Source organism: Shewanella sp. OMA3-2, from assembly GCF_021513195.1.
Classification (GTDB): Bacteria; Pseudomonadota; Gammaproteobacteria; order Enterobacterales; family Shewanellaceae; genus Shewanella.
Genome location: NZ_CP090974.1, coordinates 3,731,294 through 3,755,401 on the forward strand (window position 1 = coordinate 3,731,294; position 24,108 = coordinate 3,755,401).

Annotated in this window: 21 protein-coding genes and 1 pseudogene; 8 read left to right on the forward strand and 14 right to left on the reverse strand. The window is 41.5% G+C overall.

Annotated elements, in window-relative coordinates; translation table 11 throughout:
• Positions 1-120: 120 nt before the first annotated feature.
• The 4 genes from L0B17_RS16430 to L0B17_RS16445 all read right to left on the reverse strand — a co-directional run bounded on the left by L0B17_RS16430 (position 121) and on the right by L0B17_RS16445 (position 3,937).
• Entirely contained in the window at positions 121-786 is a 666-nt protein-coding gene (locus tag L0B17_RS16430) for a hypothetical protein (RefSeq protein WP_235086292.1), read from the reverse strand.
• A gap of 161 nt (positions 787-947) precedes the next feature.
• Positions 948-1,250 carry a DUF3622 domain-containing protein gene (locus L0B17_RS16435; RefSeq protein ID WP_235086294.1) on the reverse strand — a complete coding sequence of 101 codons (303 nt, stop codon included), beginning with the start codon at positions 1,248-1,250 and terminating at the stop codon, positions 948-950.
• A gap of 86 nt (positions 1,251-1,336) precedes the next feature.
• Positions 1,337-3,250 carry a peptidase U32 family protein gene (locus L0B17_RS16440; RefSeq protein WP_235086296.1) on the reverse strand — a complete coding sequence of 638 codons (1,914 nt, stop codon included), beginning with the start codon at positions 3,248-3,250 and terminating at the stop codon, positions 1,337-1,339.
• Positions 3,251-3,370: 120 nt separating this feature from the next.
• The gene (locus L0B17_RS16445; protein ID WP_235086298.1) at positions 3,371-3,937 is read right to left on the reverse strand and encodes a phosphoribosyltransferase; all 567 of its coding nucleotides are present in this window, start codon (positions 3,935-3,937) and stop codon (positions 3,371-3,373) included.
• 180 nt (positions 3,938-4,117) lie between these two features.
• Between L0B17_RS16445 and L0B17_RS16450 the strand changes: the two genes are divergently transcribed.
• Positions 4,118-4,777, forward strand: a complete 660-nt coding sequence (locus tag L0B17_RS16450) for a DNA-J related domain-containing protein (RefSeq protein WP_235086300.1) — start codon at positions 4,118-4,120, stop codon at positions 4,775-4,777.
• A 145-nt stretch (positions 4,778-4,922) separates the two neighbouring features.
• Positions 4,923-5,603 (forward strand): thiol:disulfide interchange protein DsbA/DsbL, encoded by a 681-nt coding sequence (locus L0B17_RS16455; RefSeq protein ID WP_235086301.1) that lies wholly within the window; start codon positions 4,923-4,925, stop codon positions 5,601-5,603.
• 133 nt (positions 5,604-5,736) lie between these two features.
• Here the strand turns inward: L0B17_RS16455 and L0B17_RS16460 are convergent, their stop codons facing one another.
• The 6 genes from L0B17_RS16460 to L0B17_RS16485 form a co-directional block, all read right to left on the reverse strand.
• Positions 5,737-6,348 carry a hypothetical protein gene (locus tag L0B17_RS16460; protein WP_235086303.1) on the reverse strand — a complete coding sequence of 204 codons (612 nt, stop codon included), beginning with the start codon at positions 6,346-6,348 and terminating at the stop codon, positions 5,737-5,739.
• Between the two features lie 169 nt (positions 6,349-6,517).
• Positions 6,518-7,033, reverse strand: a complete 516-nt coding sequence (locus L0B17_RS16465) for a cytochrome b/b6 domain-containing protein (RefSeq protein WP_235086305.1) — start codon at positions 7,031-7,033, stop codon at positions 6,518-6,520.
• A 4-nt stretch (positions 7,034-7,037) separates the two neighbouring features.
• Positions 7,038-7,568, reverse strand: a complete 531-nt coding sequence (gene hemG, locus L0B17_RS16470; RefSeq protein WP_235086306.1) for a menaquinone-dependent protoporphyrinogen IX dehydrogenase — start codon at positions 7,566-7,568, stop codon at positions 7,038-7,040.
• Positions 7,569-7,738: 170 nt separating this feature from the next.
• Positions 7,739-9,376: a di-heme oxidoredictase family protein gene (locus L0B17_RS16475; protein WP_443019904.1), complete on the reverse strand. Its 1,638-nt coding sequence runs from the start codon at positions 9,374-9,376 to the stop codon at positions 7,739-7,741.
• Positions 9,377-9,444: 68 nt separating this feature from the next.
• Positions 9,445-10,599, reverse strand: a complete 1,155-nt coding sequence (locus L0B17_RS16480) for an imelysin family protein (RefSeq protein WP_235086308.1) — start codon at positions 10,597-10,599, stop codon at positions 9,445-9,447.
• Between the two features lie 68 nt (positions 10,600-10,667).
• Positions 10,668-12,080, reverse strand: coding sequence for an OprO/OprP family phosphate-selective porin (locus L0B17_RS16485; RefSeq protein WP_235086310.1), 1,413 nt, complete (start codon positions 12,078-12,080; stop codon positions 10,668-10,670).
• Between the two features lie 309 nt (positions 12,081-12,389).
• Here L0B17_RS16485 and L0B17_RS16490 point away from each other — a divergent pair, with 309 nt between their 5' ends.
• Both L0B17_RS16490 and L0B17_RS16495 read left to right on the forward strand, forming a co-directional pair.
• Positions 12,390-13,523, forward strand: a complete 1,134-nt coding sequence (locus L0B17_RS16490) for an MFS transporter (protein ID WP_235089899.1) — start codon at positions 12,390-12,392, stop codon at positions 13,521-13,523.
• A gap of 26 nt (positions 13,524-13,549) precedes the next feature.
• Positions 13,550-14,395 (forward strand): TIGR03899 family protein, encoded by an 846-nt coding sequence (locus L0B17_RS16495; protein WP_235086311.1) that lies wholly within the window; start codon positions 13,550-13,552, stop codon positions 14,393-14,395.
• Between the two features lie 47 nt (positions 14,396-14,442).
• Here the strand turns inward: L0B17_RS16495 and L0B17_RS16500 are convergent, their stop codons facing one another.
• The 3 genes from L0B17_RS16500 to L0B17_RS16510 form a co-directional block, all read right to left on the reverse strand.
• Positions 14,443-15,057 carry a hypothetical protein gene (locus L0B17_RS16500; RefSeq protein ID WP_235086313.1) on the reverse strand — a complete coding sequence of 205 codons (615 nt, stop codon included), beginning with the start codon at positions 15,055-15,057 and terminating at the stop codon, positions 14,443-14,445.
• Positions 15,058-15,259: 202 nt separating this feature from the next.
• Positions 15,260-15,937 carry a type 1 glutamine amidotransferase domain-containing protein gene (locus L0B17_RS16505; protein ID WP_235086315.1) on the reverse strand — a complete coding sequence of 226 codons (678 nt, stop codon included), beginning with the start codon at positions 15,935-15,937 and terminating at the stop codon, positions 15,260-15,262.
• A 31-nt stretch (positions 15,938-15,968) separates the two neighbouring features.
• On the reverse strand, positions 15,969-17,003 hold the full coding sequence (locus L0B17_RS16510) for an NADP-dependent oxidoreductase (protein ID WP_235086317.1): 1,035 nt from the start codon (positions 17,001-17,003) through the stop codon (positions 15,969-15,971).
• A 151-nt stretch (positions 17,004-17,154) separates the two neighbouring features.
• Between L0B17_RS16510 and L0B17_RS16515 the strand changes: the two genes are divergently transcribed.
• A complete protein-coding gene (locus tag L0B17_RS16515; RefSeq protein WP_235086319.1) occupies positions 17,155-17,604 on the forward strand; it encodes a MarR family winged helix-turn-helix transcriptional regulator in 450 nt (149 codons plus the stop codon).
• 215 nt (positions 17,605-17,819) lie between these two features.
• Here L0B17_RS16515 and L0B17_RS16520 read toward each other — a convergent pair.
• Positions 17,820-19,134: pseudogene (locus L0B17_RS16520) on the reverse strand (amidohydrolase family protein).
• A gap of 220 nt (positions 19,135-19,354) precedes the next feature.
• Here L0B17_RS16520 and L0B17_RS16525 point away from each other — a divergent pair.
• Genes L0B17_RS16525 through L0B17_RS16535 form a run of 3 tightly spaced genes read left to right on the forward strand, consistent with a single transcriptional unit; the run spans position 19,355 to position 24,090 of the window.
• Positions 19,355-20,407, forward strand: coding sequence for a 2-dehydropantoate 2-reductase (locus tag L0B17_RS16525; RefSeq protein ID WP_235086320.1), 1,053 nt, complete (start codon positions 19,355-19,357; stop codon positions 20,405-20,407).
• A 4-nt stretch (positions 20,408-20,411) separates the two neighbouring features.
• Positions 20,412-23,690, forward strand: a complete 3,279-nt coding sequence (locus L0B17_RS16530; protein WP_235086322.1) for an nSTAND1 domain-containing NTPase — start codon at positions 20,412-20,414, stop codon at positions 23,688-23,690.
• A 16-nt stretch (positions 23,691-23,706) separates the two neighbouring features.
• Positions 23,707-24,090, forward strand: a complete 384-nt coding sequence (locus L0B17_RS16535; protein WP_235086324.1) for a DP-EP family protein — start codon at positions 23,707-23,709, stop codon at positions 24,088-24,090.
• The last annotated feature ends 18 nt before the right edge of the window (positions 24,091-24,108 follow it).

Below are 24,108 nucleotides of genomic sequence, written 5' to 3' on the forward strand. Positions count from 1 at the left end.
ATCGCGCTGATTATACGGATTATCCGCTAAATTAGATACAAGCAGGAAGAGCTACAGTTATAATTGAACATTAAAAATATTCAGCATTATATAGCTGCAGCATTCAAAGATATGACAAACTTAAGGGTTGGACATAAACTCGCGATAGTTGTTAGCATCAAGCGGAGGTTCGTTTTCTCTGAAAACGGCTACACGAATCGACTTATGAATAAGATAAAGGTCTTGTGAGCCACCAACCACAGTAAAATAGCCAATTTCGCCCTTTGGAATAGTGGTAAAATCTTTTTCAACAAAAATAGACGCATGATGAATGTTGGGCATAATGGTGCAGCCTAAAATACCATGCACTGCATCTAAACCTTCTACTTTGGATGTCCCTAACACGGTATAAACCACCTTGCCTTCGCAATGTTCTTTATAGGTATCAGCCATTCCATCTAGAAACTTTTGTGGTTCAATATCGTTTGCTAATCCTTTAAAACCTTGCATACACACAAGGCCGCTCCAATCGTTTAATGATTCATTGGCGGGAATAAATTCAGCCATAAACATCTCGCCTTGCATTTCACTGAATGCAAGTTTCCAATTAAGCGGGGGCAAAAAACCAAACTTTGATGCAAAGTCAGTTAATTGCTGTACATCCTTTGGCATTTCAACTTTACCAGAGCTTTGGCTATCGTTGCCAAACAGCGTGTTTATTGAAGAGAACGGTTTCGCAATAAGCAAAGCACAGGGCACTAGACAAGCTAGCACCAGCCAAAGCTTTATTGCACTAAACTGTTTCATTTCATACATCCTTTTTTAAACATTCACCAACATCCTTTGATGAGGCCATTTTCGATATCAGTCAAAATCACTATGCATTTTGTGCACTAACTATATATCACAACAGCCACTTTTTGAAACTTATCTTTAACAACTCACTGTATGCTCAAGTAATATGATGATTAGCCTAACTCTTCATCGTCATGATCTTGAACGTCTGCTTCAGTTTCACTTGATTCTGCAGCAATGGCATCAGCTAAGGTTTTTGCTTTTAAATGCTTAGCCGTTTTACGCTTATTACGATCAGCTTGTTTACTTAAAAAACCCTTTAATGCTTCTTCGCCCCATGCTGTGGCTTCTGCTTCTGTTGCAAAACCATCATGACTTTTCGATACTATCGTTTTAGTCGAGGTCATACGGCGAGTGATTTCTGTTTTCCAGCCATTGTCAGCTTGAAACACGCGAGACTCATACTTTTTACTCATTTATCTATATTTCCTAGTGAATTAACGCTTTAACAGGCATTTAGCCTAATTTATTACTGTACGAATAAGTGCTTATTAAGTGCAGTTTAACTTTTTACCATTTGATTTGAACCAACAATCATCATTTCGCATTTTTGGCAATCAAACACTAATTTCAATTTATCTTTACCAACATCTAAAAACATTGGGTCAGCTTTTATGCCTTCAACTTCTTTAGGGCATAAATTAAAGCTGTAACGTAAACAATGTTTTGTCACCATTAATGGCGCATCATGCAGTACTTTATTTTTCTCATAGGTGTCTTCCATTTGAATAACACCATGTTGTTCATAAAAACTACGGGCTTGCTCGTTAGCCACATTAGATAAAAAACTTAACGATTTCTGCGGAAAACGCGCCTCTTTATCATGTGTCCAGCGTTCAGGTCGTTTATAAGCTGCTACTCGTGCAAGCATTAAGGCATCAACCGCATCACGGCGAAGCTCGTTCACGGTTGAGGCTGGTAAAAACCAGGCTTGTGCGGTTAATAAATTCAGCTTATTAACAACAAAATCAGTACTGCCTAACTTACCTAACTGCTTTTTAAGGTTAGCAGCCGATTTAGCTTGATCATTTGCCGCTTGCTTTTCACATTGTAAGCTGGCCGTAGCGCTAATGCCGTGAATATCTGTCATCGTTAGCGCAACACCATCTGCAGTATCATGCAATTGCATATCAACACTGATTTTGCGGGTAGCGGATTCTTTATTTAACATCGATTCAAATTTATGATCGAAGTTTCTGAACATCATTACGCCAACTTTTAAATCTTTTGGCACCTCTGTTAGATATAAGGTATTGCCATCTGCACGGTTAACGCGCGTACCGGCAAGCTTGTCATCCGACAAACGTTGGGTTTCATAATGCTCAACAAAAAAACACAGACCATCGCCGTTATTGAACACAATATCTTTGCCGCTTTCAGTCGTATCGAGTTTGATAAAATCTTTACCAACTTGGGTAATACGGCCCACTTTTTCACCAATAAATTTAGGTGAACTAAAGTGTTCAATCGCTTCGGTTCTTTGGGTGACAAAATAATCAGTTTTGCCACGGTTAAAGCTTTTATCAGGATCTGGGGTAAAATTAAACTCGCAGCGCCCATGAGAAATAGATTCAACATCACTGCGCTTAGCAATAATGGCATCTAATTGCTGACGATAATGGGCGGTGACGTTTTTAAGATAAGTAATATCTTTTAAACGGCCTTCAATTTTAAACGATGACACCCCAGCCTCAATTAATGCTTCAAGGTTGTCGGTTTGATTATTATCTTTTAATGACAATAAATGCTGGTTCTCCGCTAACACTTCACCTTCTCGAGTGGTCAAGTTACACGGCAAACGGCACATTTGTGAACACTCACCCTGGTTAGCGCTGCGATTAGAGTAAGCATGACTTAAGTTACATAACCCGCTGTAACTAACACATAAAGCACCATGAATAAAAAACTCTAGCTTCATTTTAGTGCTGTTAGCAATATCTCGAATTTGCGCAATATTAAGTTCGCGCGCCAGTACCACTTGAGAGAAACCCACTTGCTCTAAAAAAACCGACTTTTCAGGGGTACGATTATCCATTTGCGTACTGGCATGTAACGCTATTGGCGGTAAGTTTAATTGCAACACGCCCATATCTTGAATGATTAACGCATCAACGCCTGCTTCGTATAAATCCCAAATCATTTTCTCAGCTTTAGGTAACTCATCATCCATTAAAATAGTATTTAAGGCGACAAACACTTGGGCATGATAACGATGAGCGAACTCAGCTAAACGGGCAATATCTTCAACACTATTACCCGCATTATGACGGGCACCAAAAGCAGGACCACCAATATAAACTGCATCAGCACCATGGCGAATAGCCTCAATACCATAATCGGCATTTTTAGCAGGCGCTAACAGTTCAAGCTGACGCTTTTTGGCAGGTGCAGGTGTAAAAAATTCAACAGAGGCCATATGGTTATATCAATTCTTGTAATTAAGCAAAAACGGTTGGATAAAAAAGTGCGCCAACAAAATTGTTGGCGCACTCATATATTTTGTTATTCTAGCAAATTTGTTGTAAAAATACCCAGATTAGATAAATAAATCTTGGATGTTTTTCAAATCAGCTTTGCCGTTGGCAATTTCGTCTGGACTAAGACCTTTGACTTCATGTGGAAACACTAACCACTCGTCAGACTCATGGATAAAATAGTCTGGTTTTAAGGACACTTTGGTGTTGTTTGGCTTGTAATAAGGACAGGCGATACGGATATCAGCTGGAATATTTAATCGCATAAACTTCTGCAACTTACCGATTAGTGCATCGATACTACGGCCAGAATCAAATACATCATCAACAATTAATAAGCCATCTGTGGCGTTGGCATTTTCAATAATATAATGCAAGCCATGCACTTTAATGTTCTTATCTTGCTTGTCGGTTCCTATACCATAATAAGATGAGGTACGAACGGCAATATGGTCTGTTTCCACTTTTTTGAAATCAAAATATTCTTGCACCGCAATCCCTATAGGTGCACCACCTCGCCATATACCGACAATAAATTGTGGTCTAAAGCCAGATTGATATACCTGTGCTGCTAAACGGAATGAATCTTCAAGTAATTGTTGTGCGCTTATAAAGTGTTTGTCGGTCATTGGTGTTTGCCCCCATTTTTATTGCGAAGAATTTTATACCAAAACCAGTCACTTTGCCTGCATTGTTAACATTTATTAGATAATGAACACGCTATAAAGCAGATAAAAATCTACTTTTCCTTACATCATCACTATGGCATAGTATTTTTTATCACCACTTTCAGGATGAAGACGATTATTATGTTATTCGAGAAACGTTCAACAGAGCCTAGCTTAGAGGCGCCATCGTCATCGATGACTGCTGAAAAAGGTGATAACCCGCTTATTTGGCCACTGTTAAGTGTGTTGCAGTCCTCAAATCACAGCTGGAAAGTGCATCATTTAGCCAGTGAATTACAAAATAAAGGCCTAATGCACGGTTTAGATCCAGTACCAGAAAAAGATCTGTTTAAACGTAATTTTCTATTAATGAATGCCTTGTATGAGTTACAAGATATTTTGCTGCCCAAACAATGGTTACAAGTAAAGGCTATGGACATTCAGTTGTTTAGAATTGTTCCAGGTAATGCAGACTTATTACACCGCCAAGACGCTGCGCTACGGGATTATTATTTAGACTGGAAAAATTACGATACTAGCATCAATGTTGTCCGTGAAATGTTGGAGTCATTCTGGAACTGCTACCAAGAATATATTGGTGTAAACATACAATTAATGAATAAAGGCCATGCCTTAAAAGTATTCGAGTTAGATGATAGTGCATCAAACAAAGACATTAGAAGACAGTGGAAAAAGCTCGCGTTAAAATGGCATCCAGATCGAGACCAAGGCAATGCCGAACGTTTTAAAGAAGTTTGTGAAGCATGGCAAACATTGCGTGAAAAAAGCCTAGTGGCCTGATGCATTAATAGGCATATAGGTCGCACTAAAAGGCAGTATTTGTCATAAACCACCGCTAGATCACATAAACTTTACGGTCTAGTTTGCCAAAATATGTCATCATTAGCAGATTAAATTCTATTAAGAACATACTTTTGAGGTACTCATGTTTAAACATTTCGCATTAGCCACCAGCTTAATGACCATGCTCATTATTTCTTTAATTTTTACCCCTTTTAACAGTTTCGCCGCCCCATTTATTGAAGGTAAACATTACACGCAAATTTCCAATAACATGGTGCCAAGCCAACCCAAAGTGACCGAGTTTTTCTCTTTTTATTGTCATAACTGCTTCAATATGGAAACCAAGTATTTACCAGAGATTAAAGCGGGTTTAGATAAACAAGTGACATTTGACACCAAGCATGTTGATTTTATGAACAGTGATTTAGGTACTGAGGTTATGCGCTCATTAGCCGTGATCCACAGCCAAAATAATCAACAAGCGTTAAAGGTGGCGATGTTCGGTGCCATTCAAGGTAACGAAAATGATGGCGGTCATGATCACAGTGCTCACGGTGATAAGCACGAGTCACAGGTTAATAGCCGAGATGACATTAAAAAAGTGTTCGCCCAGTTTGGTATTGATGCCGCTAAATATGATGAACTAGCTGACAGTACTGATACCGACAAGAAGTTAAGTCTATGGCGCCAACAGCAGGTGGTATACCGAGTTCAAAGCGTACCGACTTTTATCGTCAATGATAAATATGCCATTAATATGGACGAAATGCGCAGCCTTGATGACATAATCAATGTGATGAACTACTTAGCATTACAGAAATAACTAAATTGTTCAGCTAATTTAGCTTACACACAAAAAAAACCGATATGGCACTGCCAATATCGGTTTTTTTATTGTTAACCGTATATGTTAACCGTAAATCGATTGCAAGCCGACTTAATGTAACATCACAGTTTTAGAAGTTATTAGACCTTTCTTCAATATGCATTTGTTCAACTAATGCTTTATCCTCAGCCCTTTGCTCAACTAATCCGGAACCATTACGTTGCTGATATTTGCCTTCAGCTTGCTTCATACGGCTACTACCGCTGTTAATCAAACTTTGGCCTTGTTCAATGGCACTTTCGCCTTCAGCTAGTTTGGTATTACCATCCTCGACCAATTCTTTACCATCAGCAAATTTGTCATCGGCGTCCTCCCAAAGCTCGGCAATATCTTCCAACTTATTCAATAATTCGATAGCGCGTTTACCCGTTGGGGCAGCATTTAATGTGCTAGTAAAACTTTGAAAAGCTTGTTTTTGCTTTTGCCCTTCAATTCTTGCCTCGGCGATCAGCTTTTCGCCCTCGCGGATCTCTGCGGTACCTTTTTGCACCAGCTTACGGCCATCTTGTAATTGCTCTTTACCATTTCTAACATCCTTATCGCCCTGCTCCCACTGTTGAGATAAATCAAGGTTATGTGCACCTTCAGACTTAACTTTAGAGGCAAAATTATTTTGAGTCGCTGTACAACCACTCATACCAATAACGCCTAAAACCAGTAAACAACATAGAATAGGTTTCATATATAATTCTCAATAAAATGAAGTAGAGATAAATTGCCGCAATTAGACAATTGAGCGAAGCAAATAGCAAGTGGCAGCAATGTTAAATCGTGTTAATACTGTAAATAATTTAGATCGAGATAATCGCTAGGAGATCGAGTCTTAAAATGTCTGGCTTATAAAAACATGCCTAATCAAAAAAATCCTTAATATGCAGTAACCCTAATAGCAGATGAATAATCATAAAACCGATAAAGCATTGAGCAAATATTTGATGATAGCTGCGCCATGTTAGGGCATCACCTAAGTCAACAAAGTACCAAATCACGCCAGTTACAGCCACCAGCAAAAGTAAGATGATGCCTATTCCTTCCACAATACTCAGCAGTCCCTTACCCCCTGACATAGGTGTTCTACCTTTAACAATACCCACTAAATCGATTTTAAGTGGGTTAAAGTCCAGCAGTAACCAGGGAAAGAACTGTCGCCATTGACCTTTAAAACAGATTTTTATGGCAAACAATAACGCTAAACATGCGGTAATAAGGCCGCCATATACATGAAATAGGCTCCAAAAACCGGCATTTTCACTTAATTGCCGTCCCATTAACACCCAAGGACTCGTGCACACTAATATGACCGACATAACGAGTACCAACGCATGTAACTTAGCAGCAATTTTTTGCCATATCAGCTTTAGTGTCATTGCTTTAGGCCTCAATCATTTTAGCGATAAAGTCATCCACCTTTTGCCAATCTGTGTATTCAACCTTGGTATTAAGGTCGGTTGGGCCTTTGGTTATCCACATAATAAATCGAATAATGTGGCGATCCATTACGCCATAACCTTGGTAATCTAAATTACCAGCAAAGGTTTGCAACAAAGCGGGTTGCCATAAAATTTTTTGTAAAAAGGCCTGCATATAGGCATTGGTTTCTGGAGTGTTTTTATTCGGTTTACGAGCCACTAAACTAACCGAAAAAAAACCGCTAGGCTTAGTTTCTAATTCGACCTGATGCTGCTGAATAAACTCATATAACGCGGGTCGATGCTTACCGTGTCGAATGCTTGCACCAATATAAATGCTATCAAATCCAGATAAATCATCTACATCGTCCAAAGCAGCTAAGGTCACATAGTGTTCAGCTTGATCTGCTTGATGTACTTTTTGTTTAATGTACTCGCATATTTTGCGGGTTTGTCCATGTACGCTAGAGTAAATAAGCAGAATTTGAGTCATATTGCCGCCTAAACAAATCATTAATTCGCTTATTTTACGTTATATAGCAAGCTGAGACCTTGAAACAGATCACGGCTTTAATATCAAAATTCGCCAATAAAAAAGCAAGGACAAGCCTTGCTTCTTAATACCAAAATGTAAAATCAGTTATTACCCCGAGCTGAGGTTTATTATAACGACATTAAAAATGCCACTACCTGATCACGCTCATTTTGAGTTAGCGCCATAAACCCTTGCTGGCTTTTTTTAGCTTCGCCGCCATGCCATAAAATAGCTTCTTCTAATGTTGCCGCTCGGCCATCATGTAAAAATCCGGCTTGTGGATTAACCGTTTGAGTTAGGCCTATGCCCCATAAAGGACGTGTACGCCATTCATTACCGCTAGCTAAAAAATCTGGACGACCATCAGCGAGCCCTTCGCCCATGTCATGTAATAGCATGTCACTGAACGGATATATTGTTTGACCTTTTAAGCTGTCGCTCATAGGTTCACCGCCAATATCGCCTGCGGTTTTGGTGGTAAATGTAGGGGTATGACAACCAGTACAATTCAGCTGTTCAAACAAACGTGCTCCTTGACGAACATTGCTGTTACCTATATTGCGTCTGGCTGGCACCGCTAGGGTTTCTGCATAAAAAGTGACGGAATCACTGAACGCCGCATCGGCTTCTGGCTCACCATTTTCGTCACTGCCCGTATCAACAAAACCAGTACGGGTTAAATAGTCATCATGTAAACTGGTGCCTGCGATACTTTCGTCGGGAAATAGTGGGTTAGTAACACCAATATCGCCCCGTAGTGCGCCAAGTGATTGCACGCGTACACTTGGGGTGTTGGCTTTCCAGCCAAAACGGCCTAGCGATACTGGAGGTGCGACACCATCTCGGGCTTTTACTGCATCAAATACCCAGTTAGCACGGCCAGATACCCCGTCGCCATCTGCATCATTGACATCAACATTGGCTAGAATATCCGCTTCTGGTATGGCTTCTAATAAGCCTAAGCCAAATACTGGCATACCATTTCGCCATCCCATTAATACGTCATCTTGCAATAAATTAGAGGTAACATTAGCGCTTTGTTTGGTTTCACCCGGTGCATCGTAAGGGTTTTCAACATCAAACAAAGGCTTTTTAAGGGTAACGGTTTTACCATCAGCATAGGTTATTTCGCTGCGCTGATAAGACAAATATACGTCAGCTTGGCCAACAAAAGCATTTTGCTGCCAATCAGGACGGGCTTTCAGTACACCACGATGAAATAGCTGGTCGCCAAAATCGGGTACCGTTACTGGGGCACAATAATTATTCTGCGCTGTACCTTCAGTGCACACCTCATCAGGTGCCTTACTAATGCGTAAAAATATCCCCGCGGCTGAGCCTAACTTAACGCGGGTTTCATTGGCGGCTAAAAATGGCGTTGAGTTACGGCCATCGCGTTGATGGCAAGAGTTACAATCGGCATTATTAAATACTGGGCCTAGGCCATCTAACTCAGGATGTTCGCTATTAGGCGCTGTGGTAAAAGAGGTTTCAAAATTAACATCGCCCTCTAAATGTAATGCCAGTTCGGCGGCAGTTAAATTTGGCGCGGGGGTAGAAAAACCATGACCAGAATTACTGGCATCAAAGGTAGTGGTATCGCCACCTGAGGCAATTATATCGGTATAACTTGGGTAAGTAATGACTGGCGGCTCAGGTATTGTTTCAGTGGCAGTTTCTTCACCACTTCCACCACAGCCGACTAAAATAGTTGCTGTCATCATTACTGATATTAACCCATAAAGCTTAAGTGTTATTTTCATCATTGTGTTCACACATTTTTATTGTTTTTACACCTAGCCTCAATTGAAGCTAGGTGTAATTAGACGACACGTTAGCTTGCTTTCCAATCTGACAATAAAGGTAACATGTCCGATTCTAGCGAGGCTTGCAGCTTACTTAATGCATCAACGGCCACTTGCACACGTTTACGACCTTCTACATCTAAAATAGCCTGACGAAATGGCATATCGCTACTGCCTTTAATCGCTTGAATTTTTAAGATAGCATCATCAATTTCACTGCCAATACGAGTCGCTAAAGCAGTATTTGCAGCGGCAACAAAATCAATTAGACCTTGCTTGTCTGCACTGCCGGTATATTCGCCCTGGTAGACATTACGTACGCCAATGATGTTATTTGAAAAGTCTGTTAATGAATTCCAAGAATATTGCGATTCTACTTTAGAGGTATCAGCAGTGGTCATTGAGTCACCAAATGGATCGGCAATTTTACCGTTACCGACTTCATCAACAATACCAATCATGCCATTGATTAATTCTTCAATAACCGCAAGTTGTGAGGAGTAAATAGTATTAGTGCTGGTGCCTGGTTGCTTTAATAGCTCAGCATACGGCAGGGCGTTAGCATCTTGTGGGTTATGGCTAATTTGCCATGCATCATCAAGTTGCTTAGTGTAGTCCCGAAATACTTCCGCTAAGGCCACTAAATACTCACGTTCACGGGTAGTTAACTCGGCAATTGCTTTAGTATTATTGTTAACGCCATCACCAAATAATAGGTATTCCATTGTATGGAAACCTTGCACATCATCGTTCCAGCCTTTAATGGTGTCAGCATCAAAGCCGACCGCACTGTTTAGCTGGGTTTGTAGATCAGTAGTATTTAAAGGCCAGCTGTCTAAATGCGGATCAATACTTAACGAATCCACCAGGCCAAAAATATGCGACTCACCTTGCTCCCATGGCTGACGTGCCGCTTTCCAGGCTGCTTGTGCTGCGGTTAAATCAGCTTGAGCGGTTGAGTTAATTAAACTTTGAGTCGCATTGAATAATGCTTCACCTTTACTGGCTAAATCAGCATAACCGTCAACAATAACCTCATCGGTTAAGTTGGTGATCATTTCAGTCGCCACAAATGAAAAACTATCATCTGGTACGATTGGCGCTGCATCGTCTGAGCCTGAACCGCCACAAGCAGATAGCCCCATGATTAATGAAAAAGCGATAGCTGAATATTTAAATTTCATAAAAACTCCATGTAGAACAAATTAATGTCTAAAAAAACAGATGTTCAAACATCTATTAAGACAATGACTTATAAAGAAAATTGGTACCCAACGCCTAAGGCGAAAAAGTGAGTATCCGGAATGCTGGCCACAGCAACTTGATGTAAGCCGCCTTCTGCCTTAATCACAATCTCAGGAATAGGGAAATAATTGATACCTACGCTGCTCCAAGTGTTTTCAAAACGCTTAGTGGCAGTGCCTGTTTCAACCGCCATAAGCGGATTTGAATAATCGATGTTGGCAAATGCGGTAATCGGCACATTGATCCAGCTATCCAGCTTGACACCGGCTTCAACAAAGAAAGACTGAGATTCAGAACCTAGTTGGGCAAAGTTACCTGGGCGTAATCCAGGGGTAGTTTTGTTGGCTTGCGTAATCGCATCACTATTGTCTAACGTGCCGTAAAGATACTGGCCACGTAGAATCCATGGGCCTTCAACAAATGCGCCAGCAACGGACACAATACTCATTGCACCATCAACATCTAACTTATTGCTTTTATGGCGGTTACCTGAAGTATTACCATAATAATAAGCCACACCTACAGCGCTACCCGTTTTAAAGTTACCGTAATCCAAACGACCAGCAAACGCTAAGTCATCACCGTTAACATGCTCAAAACGCTTTTGATGCCCAGAAGCAGCCCAGTCATAGGTACGGAAGTATTCTGAATTTAATCCACTGACAACCTGAGCCTGATAATGAAAGTCGCTAATTTCGCCATAAACACCGATACCGTTTTCATTCCACACTGCCGGTAACATGGCCGCTTCGCTTTTATGACGTAACACTGTGAGGTACTGATTAGGCTTGTGCAGCGTGCTAGTTAAACCGATTGGAAGGTGAATATTACCGAACTTAACCCCAAACGCTTTACTTGGGCGGTAACGGATTTCTGCTTTTTCAACAACAACTTCGCCGCCCGCTTCGATTTCAGATTCAAACTCGCCAAACTCATCAAAACCGTCATATGCAAGTGATGCCCCAGTACCACCATGCTCGTATTCAATTTCAACTTCCATACTCCACTCATCGGTGAACTGATAACCAAACTCAGTCACTATGCGCTCTAAGTCAAAACGATTACGTCGCTCAGGGGTGGTATCTTGAACATTATCGAAATATTCATCACTGGTGTAGTTAGCAGTACCGTAAGATTTAAAACTAAAGCGGTTATAACGGTTCTGGGCGCTAGCAACATCATCTGCTACTTTATCAATCTTAATCGCTAAAGCATTGCGCTCAACCTGTTGCTGGTCTGACTGAACCTGCAGCTGGGTTAACTTGTTTAACTGTTGCTTTAACGTTGCAATTTCAGCTTCTTGTTTTGCAATCGCTTTAGCGAGTGCATCGGTTTCATTAGCCGCATTTGCGTTCGCTGCAGCACCTAAGCCGATAACACTCGCTAAAGTCATCGCCAATAATGAGATTTTGCTATTCATATCAACTCTCCACGTGCACCTAAGTATTTAAGGTTATTTTAATAATTCGACACACGATAAACTAATTGATAATCATTTGCATTAAAATTAAGATCTTTTTTCGTACTACCATTTACAAATAAATTACACTTCCCATAAAAATGTTTTTTTGCCACTATGGTTACACGCTTTTGATATCACTTTTGGAACCCAATGGACTCACCATCCCTCAACACAGCTAATACTTCGGCTAATACACAGCAGAAGTCCGCAACGAATACGCCAATCTATGTCGGTTATAAAACTAACCCGCAACATTTGTTGCTATGGATGACGTTTGTGATGTCGATGGTTTTTGCGGTATGGCAAGCCTTGTTAAATAACTTTGTGATTGAAAGAGCGGCGTTTACTGGTGCTGAAATAGGCATATTGCAAAGCTTACGAGAAGTGCCTGGATTTTTGGCATTTACAGCGGTTTTTGTATTGCTGTTGATCCGCGAACAGGCTTTTGCCCTTATATCGCTGGCATTATTATGTATCGGTGTGGGTATAACTGGATTTTTTCCCGACGTACTTGGGCTTTATCTCACCACAATTTTAATGTCGATAGGCTTTCATTATTTTGAAACCATCAACCAATCATTAACATTGCAATGGGTAGACAAAACCGAAGCTCCAGGATTTATGGGTAAAGCACTCGCATGGCGATCTGCCGCCGCATTAATCGGATATGGCAGTATTTGGTTAGTGATGACATGGCTAAAACTTGACTACATTTGGATGTATTTAATCATTGGCGCCTTAGGACTAATAATGGTGCTAATAATGGGCCTGTATTTCCCTCGTTTTAATATTAGCGAAACACAGCACAAACATTTATTAATGCGTAAACGTTATTGGTTATATTATTTACTGACCTTTTTTTCCGGTGCCCGTCGGCAAATATTTATGGTGTTTGCCGGTTTTATGATGGTCGAAAAATTTGGCTATTCGGTAGCAGAAATTACCGCTTTATTCTTAATTAACTATGTGGTTAATTTATTTTTCGCCCCCGCTATTGGAAAGCTGATTGGCCGTATTGGCGAGCGTTACGCACTAATATTTGAATATGTCGGCTTAATTATTGTTTTCATCAGCTATGCCTATGTAGAAAATGCCCGTATGGCTGCAGGTTTGTATGTGATCGATCATTTATTGTTTGCCATGGCAATCGCAATGAAGACCTACTTTCAAAAAATTGCTGATAAACAAGACATTGCATCAACCATGTCGGTTAGCTTCACCATTAACCATATTGCTGCAGTGATCATCCCCGTATTACTGGGTATGCTGTGGTTAAGCTCGCCTAAATATGTATTTTTCATCGGAGCTGGGTTTGCAGTATGTTCTTTATTGCTGGCCTTTAATGTGCCCAAATATCCTAAACCAGGGTTTGAAACTTATTGGCCTAAAACACATGAATAATCATTACTTTAAAATGAGTAAACTCTATGTCTGAACCAGACAACAACCCAACTGAAGTGGATATACAGGCAACTGACACGGTTAATATGTCTGCACGCAAAAAAGCCTTGTTATTGGGACGCATATTAGGGCTAGCCAGTGAAGATGATTATCGGCCATCAAGTGCATCGATCGCCGAACGCGCGCAGCATCGCCAACGCAAACAGCTAAGTGCATACCAAGCCAATCTGGAAAATATTTTTTCGCTGGCATTAAATTACACCCCTTCGGACGTAACCGGTGTCGATCTAGATGCCGATTGGAGCCATCAATTTTTTCAGATGGCAGAGCAAATTCATAATCGTAAGATGCAGGACTTATGGGCACGAATTCTCGCCAGTGAAATAGTGTCTCCAGGCAATTTTAGCCTTAGGTCACTGTCGGTGCTAAAACAGTTTACATTTCGTGAAGCACTTATTATCGAGAAAGCCTTAGGCATGTCGGTCAAAATTGGCGCTGATACCCGTTATAAATTACTCAGTGGTTATCGAATTAATGGCGGAGTGAAACAATATTTTCGTAAAAATAATCAAGTCAACATCCCGCTATCTCAATATGGGCTACCTTACTCCAACATTTTAACCTTGATAGATACAGGGGTGCTCCATAACAGTGAGTTCGAAACAGGGCTGCTTGACCCCAAAGTCACATTACCAATGCAATTTGTGCATGATAATTTTAATCTTCAACCAATGAGCCAACATCTATTGTTTACTTATTATCGTTTCACCACCACCGGCGATGAAATTTGTCAGCTTATCGCAGCTAAGCAAGATAATGGCTTCACTCAAATGTTAAAAGGGATATTGCAGCAGGATTTTAATATAAGCTAACCATGTTAAACCTAGCTTATTCATCGCATCGTTTGCTCGAATTGAACTTAAATATTATAAAGATGAGAATACTTGGCTTTGTGAGCACTAAACAAAAACTGCCTTAATGCTTCTCTTGCTTCACCATGAGCATTAATTTTGGCTGCCATAATGCCGTTTTCTGCACGTACTGGCTCAAAATCGACATCCACTTGCAAGCCGTTGGTCAACATCAGTTTACCAGAGGTAGGCATTTCAGCATGCAGTTCACCACGCATTTTAATCGTTAATCCTGAACTGGATAACGACAAAACCTCTACTTCCTGCTCAGCATTATCAACAACCGTAACATCTTTTAAATCTGTTACGCGCCAACTGCGTTCAGCACCTTGATTATCGACTACTTCAGGTACGCCTAATACTGGAATAAATTGTCCTAATTCATCGCGTTTTAATACCAATGGGAACCATAAGCGGTAGTGACTAATTTCAGCAAGCAGAGTTAATTTAGCTTCACCCAGAATATGGGCTAATACCTGAGGAATTTCTGTCGAAACACTTAACGCATTATCAGCCAGAATATCCGCATCTGTTTTAGACTGTGAATCATTCCCCACTGTCATACTGGATGTAAATATATCATTAAAACAGGCTAACTCTTCATCACTCAATGATTTTGACACGCTTTCAATATCCTTTTGATTCAAATTGTATAATCTAGACAATATATCATTATTTACACAATTGAATAAACTTTAACCGTTTATGTTGAGAAAAAATAATCTTGTGTACTACTATTGTGTTACTAACGCCTATTTTACAACCAATAAAAAACAAAAAAGCAAACCTAAGTTTGCTTTTGTATACGCGGCTAAATAATCTCGACTAGCTTAAAAGCGTCAACATATGGTGCGCCACTAGCTCAGATGATGCCGGGTTTTGGCCGGTCACTAATTTACCATCAACCTGCGCAAATGGATGCCAGTCATCTGTCTTGACATAATCTGCGCCATTGGCAATTAACATGTCTTCGACTAAAAATGGCACTATGTCGGTTAACTGCACCGCATCTTCTTCGCCATTAGTAAAACCAGTGACTTTTTTGCCTTTAACAATAGAGGTGCCATCAGCATTCTTAGCATGCTTTAGCGCACCAGGTGCATGACAAACTAAGCCTAATACCTTGTCTAGTTTTACCGCATTTTCAATTAATGCAATTGACGTGCGGTCTTCGGCTAAATCCCACAAAGGACCATGGCCACCTGGGTAAAATACTGCATCGTAATCGGCAACATTCACCGTCGACAACACTAAGGTGGTAGCCAGTTGCTGCTGAGCAGCTGTGTCTAATTTAAAACGTTTGGTTGATTCAGTTTGAAAATCCACTTCATCACTTTTAGGGTCTAACGGTGGTTGGCCGCCTAAAGGAGACGCCAGTACCACTTCCACTTGCTTGTCTTTGAACAGATAATATGGCGCGGCTAATTCTTCTAGCCAGAAACCGGTTTTATGACCTGTATCGCCCAATTTGTCGTGCGATGTTAATACCATTAATACTTTCATTTATATATTCCTAATACGTTAAAAAACTTCATTAAATCGCGAGAGGTTCGTTCAGTTTAATCACTAACTTACCAAAGTTTTCGCCTTTCAACAGGCCGATAAATGCTTTGGTAGTGTTCTCTATACCGTCGACTAAATGCTCACGATATTGGATCTCGCCATTGGCTAACCACTGGCTCATATCCTTAGCAAATTCTGGATAACGATGACCATAATCATCAAAAATGATAAAGCCTTGCATCTTAATGCGCTTAACTAACAAGGTGCCCATCAGTAACGACAAACGATCAGGCCCTGCGGGTAATGACGTGGCGTTATATTGTGAAATCATGCCGCACACTGGCACCCTAGCGCCTGTGTTTAGCAAAGGTAAAACCGCATCAAATACCTTGCCGCCAACGTTTTCAAAATACACATCAATGCCTTTGTCACAGTGTTTGGCTAACTGCTGTGCAAAGTCTGCTGCTTTATGGTCAATACAGGCATCAAAACCAAGCACTTCAACCGCATGACGACATTTTTCAGCACCGCCGGCAATACCAACCACTTTACAGCCTTTAAGCTTACCAATTTGACCAACAGTTGCGCCAACAGGCCCAGTTGCCGCAGCAACCACTAAGGTGTCACCCGCTTTAGGCGCGCCAATTTCAAGCAGGCCCATATAAGCGGTAAAACCTGGCATCCCCATAATACCTAACGCATAAGATGGCATACTTGGGTTAGCGCCTAAGTTCATTAAGCCTTCGCCATTAGACAGGCTATAATCTTGCCAGCCACCAAAAGCTAATACCCAGTCACCCACTTTGTAATCATCATGCTGACTTGCTTCAACTTGTGAAACCGTCGCGCCCACCATTACCTCATCAATACCAACCGGATCAGCATATGATTTAGCATCATTCATGCGTCCGCGCATATAAGGGTCAAGTGATAGATAAACCGCACGCAGTAACACTTCACCTGATTGAGGCGTAGGCTTGCTTACCGTTTCTAAACGAAAGTTTTCCGCAGTCGGTTCGCCCTGTGGACGAGAGGCTAACACGATACGACGATTGTGTGATGACATGATTAATCCTTTTAATTGCAATACAAAACGCTGACAACGGTTGATTCAATGATAGCTACAATAGCTAAAACAACAGTGGTAACATCGTCACACGTTTTACTTATTTACGTGACTGTGAGCCATTTTGATCACAATCCAGACAGAGTGAGTTATGAAAGAAGACCATCAGTTACAGCTTGATAATCAACTTTGTTTCGCTGTTTATTCAACATCACTGGCTATTACTCAGCTCTATAAACCTTTATTAAGCTCGATAGGGCTAACTTATACCCAATACCTTATTATGTTGATTATTTGGCAAGATGAAGGCTTAAACCTTAAAGACATCGCCCATAAACTAAACCAACAACCCGGTGCTATTGCCCCTGTGGTTAAACGACTTGAAGCCTTAAATTATCTCCAACGCGTTAGACACCCTGATGATGACAGACAACTGTCATTAACCCTCACAGAAAAAGGCGTGGCGCTAAAGTCAAAAGCCATGCAAATCACCCAGCACGTTAAAGCCCAAAGTGGTATTGATGAAACCGAAATGGCCGATCTCAAACAACGCTTAGATGCATTTCGTCATAAATTGCCAAAGCACATTAATCTGCCTTAGGCATTAGCCCTAACATTAACCGCTAGCAAAATTGTCATTGTGTAGGACCATTAAAACACATTATTATCGCGATAATCAATTGCGCGCAATTAAATAACATTAATAATAGAATGAGATGAACGTGAAGCGCTAAACAACTGACGGATTTTATCCTATAAAAACTGTCAGTTGTGATAGATGATGGCTGACTTAACTGTTTAATTTATAAAGTTTATTTATATCTCTTGCTTGTAAACAACACCTGACTTCATCACGAAGGGAATACTTAACAAGGTTTCAATGTTATCAAGCGGGCTTTGTGAGGTAGCAATAATATCGGCATACTTACCCGTTTCCAGCGTGCCAAGCTGAGCTGACATATCAATTAACTCTGCCGCATTCACCGTCGCACTTTTTAAAATATCCATATTACTCATACCCGCATTGTGCATTAATACTGCTTCTTTAGCGTTATCGCCATGCTGTGATACACCGCTGTCGGTGCCATAAGCAATGTTAACGCCTGCCTTATAAGATGCCTTAAAGTTGGCCATCATATCGCCACCAACACGAATAGCTTTTTCTTTAATAGCAGGAGAAAACACATCAGTGCTTTTAGCCATTTGCACTACAGTGTCGCCAGCCAGTAAAGTTGGCACTAAAAACGCGCCGGTTTTTTTAAACAACTTGATACTTTCTTTATCGGTATAGCTGCCATGCTCAATACTATCAACACCGGCACGTAACGCCGCGTTAATGCCTGACGCTGAATGGGCATGACTGGCTACTTTACGCCCTAAAGCGTGGGCTGCATCAATCACTTCTTTTAGCTCATCGTTTTCCATTTGCTGACCTGTACCAGTATTGGTGTCAGACAATACGCCGCCTGTAGAGGTAATTTTAATCACATCAGCACCAAATTTAATTGCCCGACGCGTTGCACGGCGACAATCATATGGGCCGTCACAAATGGTTTTTTCTGTGTATAAATCGAGTAAATCTGGGCTCATACCATCTACATCACCATGGCCACCCGTCACCGACACGCCGCCTGATGCAATTATTCTTGGGCCATCAACCCAACCTTTATTAATGCCATCTCGCAGGGCATAGATTTGCTCAGCTTTAGCGCCTAAATCACGTACCGTAGTAAAACCCGCTAGTAAGGTTTTTTTGCAAAATACGCACTGTGCATTGCCACATCAGCATCGGACATACGCAGTTTCTGACTGTCATTTTTAGGGCCTAATTCCCCCTGTAAATGCACGTGCATGTCCATTAGGCCGGCATAACAAATGCCTGGCTTAAATCTATAATCGCTAAGGTGTCATCAGCGGTGACAGTAACATCTTTCACAAAGCCGGCTTTTACCTGCTCAATAATGCCATCACGAATAATAATAGATTGCTGCTGTAGCGGCTTTTCACCAGGTACCGCCAGTAATTGTCCTGCATGAATAATTTGTATATCAGCGGCTTGAGATGCTAGCGTTAATAACGCGCCGCCAATTAAAGTGGTTAATTTTGATACTGCGAATACTGTTGTTTTCATTATAAATCGCTCATTTGATAATAGTTGTCACCTAAGCTGACAAAAAAGACCAAAAGTTACAAGTCATTATGTTTTTTGTTACATTTTAGTCTGATGTTATTGTTATAACATAAAAACAAAACGGCATAATTTAACGCTAACAATTTTGCAAAATCGACAACACGAATGACTTATTGCAGATGCACTTTCATTGTAAATGCACTTTATTGGATAAAATTAAATGAGCAAACCAACCAGCACTGCAATGAATATTGCCGTTTATGGCGCAGGCTCTACCGGCTGTTATTTAGCCGCAGAGCTGTTACTCGCTAAGCAAAATGTGACCTTAATCTGTCGTGAACGCATTAAACAAACGATTGTTGATAATGGCGGTATCGCTATCAGTGACTATCACGGTGCCAACCACTGCGTTATGCCAACCAATATCATCACCGACTTAACAAGTTCAGCCCCATCAGCCAGTAAGCCCACCAGCTTCGATTTAGTGTTTGTCACCTTAAAATGCCATCAAGTTGACAGTAATTACCTTGATTTACTTAACATTACCCATGCCAACAGCAGCATTATTTTTATGCAAAATGGTCTTGGCAGCTTTGATGACGCCGCACAGCATTTACCCCATAGAGAATGTTACCAAGGCATTACCCCATTTAACGTGCTGCAATTACCCAATGGCCGATTTCATAAGGGCACCGAGGGAAGCTTTATGTGGCCAAATACCCATCAAACAACGCGTATCGCCGCCGCCATGAACAGCTATAACCTGTCCAGCACTTTAGTGGATGACATGGCCGCGGTTATCGATGGCAAACTATTACTTAACCTCAATAATGCGCTTAATGTTATTTGTGACCTGCCGATACAAACTCAGTTGAAACAGCGCCCTTTAAGATTATTGCTAGCTCAAGCCATGCAAGAATGGCTTGATATATGCCATAAAACCCAGCGCCCGTTAAGGCAATTTACTAAAGTTGCCCCAAAATGGTTGCCATTCATACTGCGTTTGCCCAACGGCTTATTTAATATTGTCGCTAAGTCTATGTTAGCCATAGACCCAGATGCCCGTTCATCCATGTGGGAAGACATTCAAGCCAAACGCTTAACCGAAATTGACTATTTAAATGGTGCGGTAGTCAAACTAGGGGCGCAATGTAATATTGCGACACCGGTAAATGAACTAATATATCAAACAATAAAACAGCTAGAACAAGGTGAGAAGGTCAACATTAACGATCTCACTACTCGGTTAACTGTGCCTAAAAAGAAAATATAATAATATGAATAAACAACATTTCTTCTTCGGGGCCTGGCAGGTCAATCCAGAAAGTAATAGCTTGCAGCAGGGCACAGACATCAAGCAAATTGAGCCCAAAGCGATGGATGTGCTGGTGTTACTCTGCCAACATTCAGGCGAAGTACTCAGCCCAGATAACATAGTCGAACAATGTTGGGGCCATACCGTAGTGGGTGATAATCCGCTACACAAAATCATTACCCAGCTGCGTAAAGCTTTAGGCGACAGCGCATCAAAACCACTTTTTATTGAAACCATTCGCAAACGCGGTTACCGCACCTTAGCCGAAGTTCACTACCCATTAGTGGAACAAGTCGAACATATTCAACCAAACACCTGGCATGGCGGCTCCCCTTTTCCCGGTTTACGGGCCTTTGACGCCAAAGATGCCGATGTATTTTATGGCCGCACCGAACAGGTCAGCACTTTATTAAAACGCATGAGTAAGCAAGTGCAATTTGGCCGAGCATTTTGTTTATTACTCGGCCCAAGTGGCAGCGGTAAGTCATCATTATTAAATGCCGGTGTGGTGCCACAATTTATGCACCCACAAGGGTTTGATGGTATTCGTATTGTGTCCCACACCAGCTTAGATTTAGCCGATATCAGCCAAGATAGGTTGTTCACCGACATCGCGCTGGCCATGCTCGATTTAGACATAAATGATGTTCCGGTATTTGAGGGCATGACCGCACAAGGCCTTGCCGACTTATTACAACAAGATATGCCAGAGGTTATCAAACAAGCGCAGCAGGCGTTAACCAGCATAGCGCCAACTGATACAGCTTATACGCCCAAACTATCGCTATTTATTGACCGCCTAGAAGTCTTATTATCATCACCGTTATTCACCGAGCCAGAAATTCAAACGGCGTTAGATATCATCGAGTCACTCGCCACCAGCGGCTGCTTTATGCTGTTCAGTGCCTGTCGAAACGATTTTTACCCGCAGGTGGTCAGCCGCCCAAGTTTAATGGCCGGAAAAGCCAGCGGCTCGCACTTTGATTTAGCGCCACCCAGCCGCACCGAATTACTGCAAATGATCCGCCTGCCAGCCAAAGCTGCAGGCCTTAAATGGGATACAGACCCACAAACCAGCAGCCCGTTAGATGAACTACTGTGCAGCGAAGCGGCCAACAACCCCGACGCCCTGCCGATGCTGCAATACACCTTGCAAGAGCTCTATTTACAACGCGATGACAACGACACCTTACTTGTGTCTGTGTACCAAAAGCTTGGCGGCATTGAAGGCGCCATCGGCCAAAAAGCCGAAGGCATATTTGCCGCATTAGCCGCAAAACATCAGCACTGCCTAAGTAAAGTATTATCATTGCTGGTGACACTATCAGCGGACGAAACCAATATCACCAGCCGTGCAGCCCGTTGGAGTCAACTCAGTGACGACAATGAAATCGCCCTAGTGCAAACCCTCATCGACAACCGCTTATTTGTGTCACATTTACAGCACAATCAAGGCTGTTTTAGTGTTGCCCACGAAGCCCTGCTAAGGCGCTGGCCTAGGGTATTACACTGGATTGAAGCTCACCGCGACAGCCTGCGGGTTAACTCTCGCCTAGTGATCCTTAGTCAGCGTTGGCATGATGAACAGCAGCAAAGCGCCTATTTACTGACCGAAGGCAAGCCGCTGCAAGAGGCGCTAGCACTAGTGCATAACCCCTTATTTAACCTCGACACCGAGCAACATGCTTTTATTCAAGCCTCAAAGAAAAGTGCCGGGCTAAAACGTCTAGCCAAAATGTCCACCCTAGCCATACTGTGCCTGTTAACTGTGCTGTCGATATTTATGACAGTTAGAAGCACAGAAGCGGAGCACCGCGCCCAAGAAAAACGTTTAGCGGCTGAGAACTTACTCGGTTTTATGGTAGGTGAATTCGCCGACAAAATGCGCAGCATTGGCCGCATGGACTTGCTTGATGGTATAAGCAATAAAGCCTTAGAATATTTCAGTAACTTCAGCAATGCAGACGACGCGCGTCATCTTAGCTTTGAGGCACGCTTTCAGCATGGGCAAACCTTAGAAGCCATGGGCGAAGTCGCCTACTCGCGCGGCAATACCGAAGAAGCCAAAAGCGCCTTACTTGCCGCAAGAGAAAAAATGCTGCCATTAGTCGATTTACAAGCCAACAACTTATCTTTACTTAAAACCTTAGGCGCCAATGCCTTTTGGTTAGGCCAACTGGAATATGATCAAAGCGACTGGCAAGCCACATTGCCCTGGTTTGAGTTATATCTGCAATACAGCCAAACCATGTACCACTATGCCCCAACGAACTTTGATGCAGTGATGGAGTTATCCTACGCGCATAATTCCATCGGCTCAGTGTATATGGAGCAACAAAACTTTAATGCTGCAAGGCAGGCATTTGAGCATTCGCTTGAGTTAAAACTCTCATTATTAAAGCAGGATAAATCAAATAGTCAGCTCATTGCTGATGTTGCCAATACACATTCATGGCTTGCCAGTGCTGCGACTTCACAAGGTGATGTGCCAACGGCAATTAATATTCATACAGAAATACAAATGCTGCTTACCCGTCTTGCTGGTGAAAAACAGCCTTATATACTTGATAGGTTATCCAGCAGTTATTTGCTATTAGCTAGATTATTAATATTCCAAGATGATGTAGGTAGGGCTAATGAAAAAATGCACCAAGCAATAAAAACTATCAACAAAGCGATAAAACAAGACCCTGATAATGATATGTGGATTACCCAGCAGTCAATGATTTACATTGATATGCTAAAAAATACTCATACTATCATCGACAAGAGCACACCTCATAGCATCAATGCTTTAGCTAAAATGTTAACTGACGACCAAGTACTCAGTAGCTCAACTAAAAAACAAGAGTTATGGGCATTATACGAATTAGCCGCGGCGCAATATTTAATGCACACAGGCGCTGTCGAAAAAAGCCTGACCTATGCAGAAACGGCCACCCACTCATTCAACGAGCTAGTTATTCAATTTGATCAGAAATCATCCTACAAATCCAAGTTAGCTGAAAGCCAGGTGTCCCAAGCCGCCATTTTAAGTCAGCTAAATCAGCCAGAACAAGCTAAATTATTATGCCGTAAAACAATCGATTTACTAAGTAAGCTAGTAGCAACCACTAATGACCCAGAATATTTAGTACCCTATGCTAGGGCATTAGATTGTATTGATGAGCTAACTCTGTACCCTCAAATTTTGCAACAATTACAAAATTCAGCAATAACTAACTATCAATTTACTCACTAACAATAAGGTAGCTTCAATGTCAGCACTAAATAACCAAGAAACAATTATTAATGTGATTGTGACTTTAGAAAACAATCAGCCTATTTTCAGCTATACCGATGAAAACAATAACCCAAGAAGTGGCGATGTTGTCATGACCGAAAATGGCTTAATATCGTACAACTTAATCGATAAAACAGCGCGCGGATTAGCCTTTGTTGGCGCTGCATTTTCAACCCCATTTGATAGCGTGATTGATCAAGTACAGGTAGTAAATAATGGCAGCACATTGCAGTTAAGCGACAGCGACCAAGTGATTGGCAATACCGAGTTTAGACTTATACTGTCAAATTCGACTCCAGGATTTAGCTCTCATCTGCTATTAAGTCCAGATCCTGAAGTAATCAACCGCCCAAGCTAATATATTAAATCAAAATAA

Excerpts from the sequence above, each read along its gene's own strand:
- L0B17_RS16430 (WP_235086292.1), bottom strand. The coding sequence starts at position 786 with ATGAAACAGTTTAGTGCAATAAAGCTTTGGCTGGTGCTAGCTTGTCTA.
- L0B17_RS16435 (WP_235086294.1), bottom strand. The coding sequence starts at position 1,250 with ATGAGTAAAAAGTATGAGTCTCGCGTGTTTCAAGCTGACAATGGCTGG.
- L0B17_RS16440 (WP_235086296.1), bottom strand. The coding sequence starts at position 3,250 with ATGGCCTCTGTTGAATTTTTTACACCTGCACCTGCCAAAAAGCGTCAG.
- L0B17_RS16445 (WP_235086298.1), bottom strand. The coding sequence starts at position 3,937 with ATGACCGACAAACACTTTATAAGCGCACAACAATTACTTGAAGATTCA.
- L0B17_RS16450 (WP_235086300.1), top strand. The coding sequence starts at position 4,118 with ATGTTATTCGAGAAACGTTCAACAGAGCCTAGCTTAGAGGCGCCATCG.
- L0B17_RS16455 (WP_235086301.1), top strand. The coding sequence starts at position 4,923 with ATGTTTAAACATTTCGCATTAGCCACCAGCTTAATGACCATGCTCATT.
- L0B17_RS16460 (WP_235086303.1), bottom strand. The coding sequence starts at position 6,348 with ATGAAACCTATTCTATGTTGTTTACTGGTTTTAGGCGTTATTGGTATG.
- L0B17_RS16465 (WP_235086305.1), bottom strand. The coding sequence starts at position 7,033 with ATGACACTAAAGCTGATATGGCAAAAAATTGCTGCTAAGTTACATGCG.
- hemG (WP_235086306.1), bottom strand. The coding sequence starts at position 7,568 with ATGACTCAAATTCTGCTTATTTACTCTAGCGTACATGGACAAACCCGC.
- L0B17_RS16475 (WP_443019904.1), bottom strand. The coding sequence starts at position 9,376 with ATGATGAAAATAACACTTAAGCTTTATGGGTTAATATCAGTAATGATG.
- L0B17_RS16480 (WP_235086308.1), bottom strand. The coding sequence starts at position 10,599 with ATGAAATTTAAATATTCAGCTATCGCTTTTTCATTAATCATGGGGCTA.
- L0B17_RS16485 (WP_235086310.1), bottom strand. The coding sequence starts at position 12,080 with ATGAATAGCAAAATCTCATTATTGGCGATGACTTTAGCGAGTGTTATC.
- L0B17_RS16490 (WP_235089899.1), top strand. The coding sequence starts at position 12,390 with ATGACGTTTGTGATGTCGATGGTTTTTGCGGTATGGCAAGCCTTGTTA.
- L0B17_RS16495 (WP_235086311.1), top strand. The coding sequence starts at position 13,550 with ATGTCTGAACCAGACAACAACCCAACTGAAGTGGATATACAGGCAACT.
- L0B17_RS16505 (WP_235086315.1), bottom strand. The coding sequence starts at position 15,937 with ATGAAAGTATTAATGGTATTAACATCGCACGACAAATTGGGCGATACA.
- L0B17_RS16510 (WP_235086317.1), bottom strand. The coding sequence starts at position 17,003 with ATGTCATCACACAATCGTCGTATCGTGTTAGCCTCTCGTCCACAGGGC.
- L0B17_RS16515 (WP_235086319.1), top strand. The coding sequence starts at position 17,155 with ATGAAAGAAGACCATCAGTTACAGCTTGATAATCAACTTTGTTTCGCT.
- L0B17_RS16525 (WP_235086320.1), top strand. The coding sequence starts at position 19,355 with ATGAGCAAACCAACCAGCACTGCAATGAATATTGCCGTTTATGGCGCA.
- L0B17_RS16530 (WP_235086322.1), top strand. The coding sequence starts at position 20,412 with ATGAATAAACAACATTTCTTCTTCGGGGCCTGGCAGGTCAATCCAGAA.
- L0B17_RS16535 (WP_235086324.1), top strand. The coding sequence starts at position 23,707 with ATGTCAGCACTAAATAACCAAGAAACAATTATTAATGTGATTGTGACT.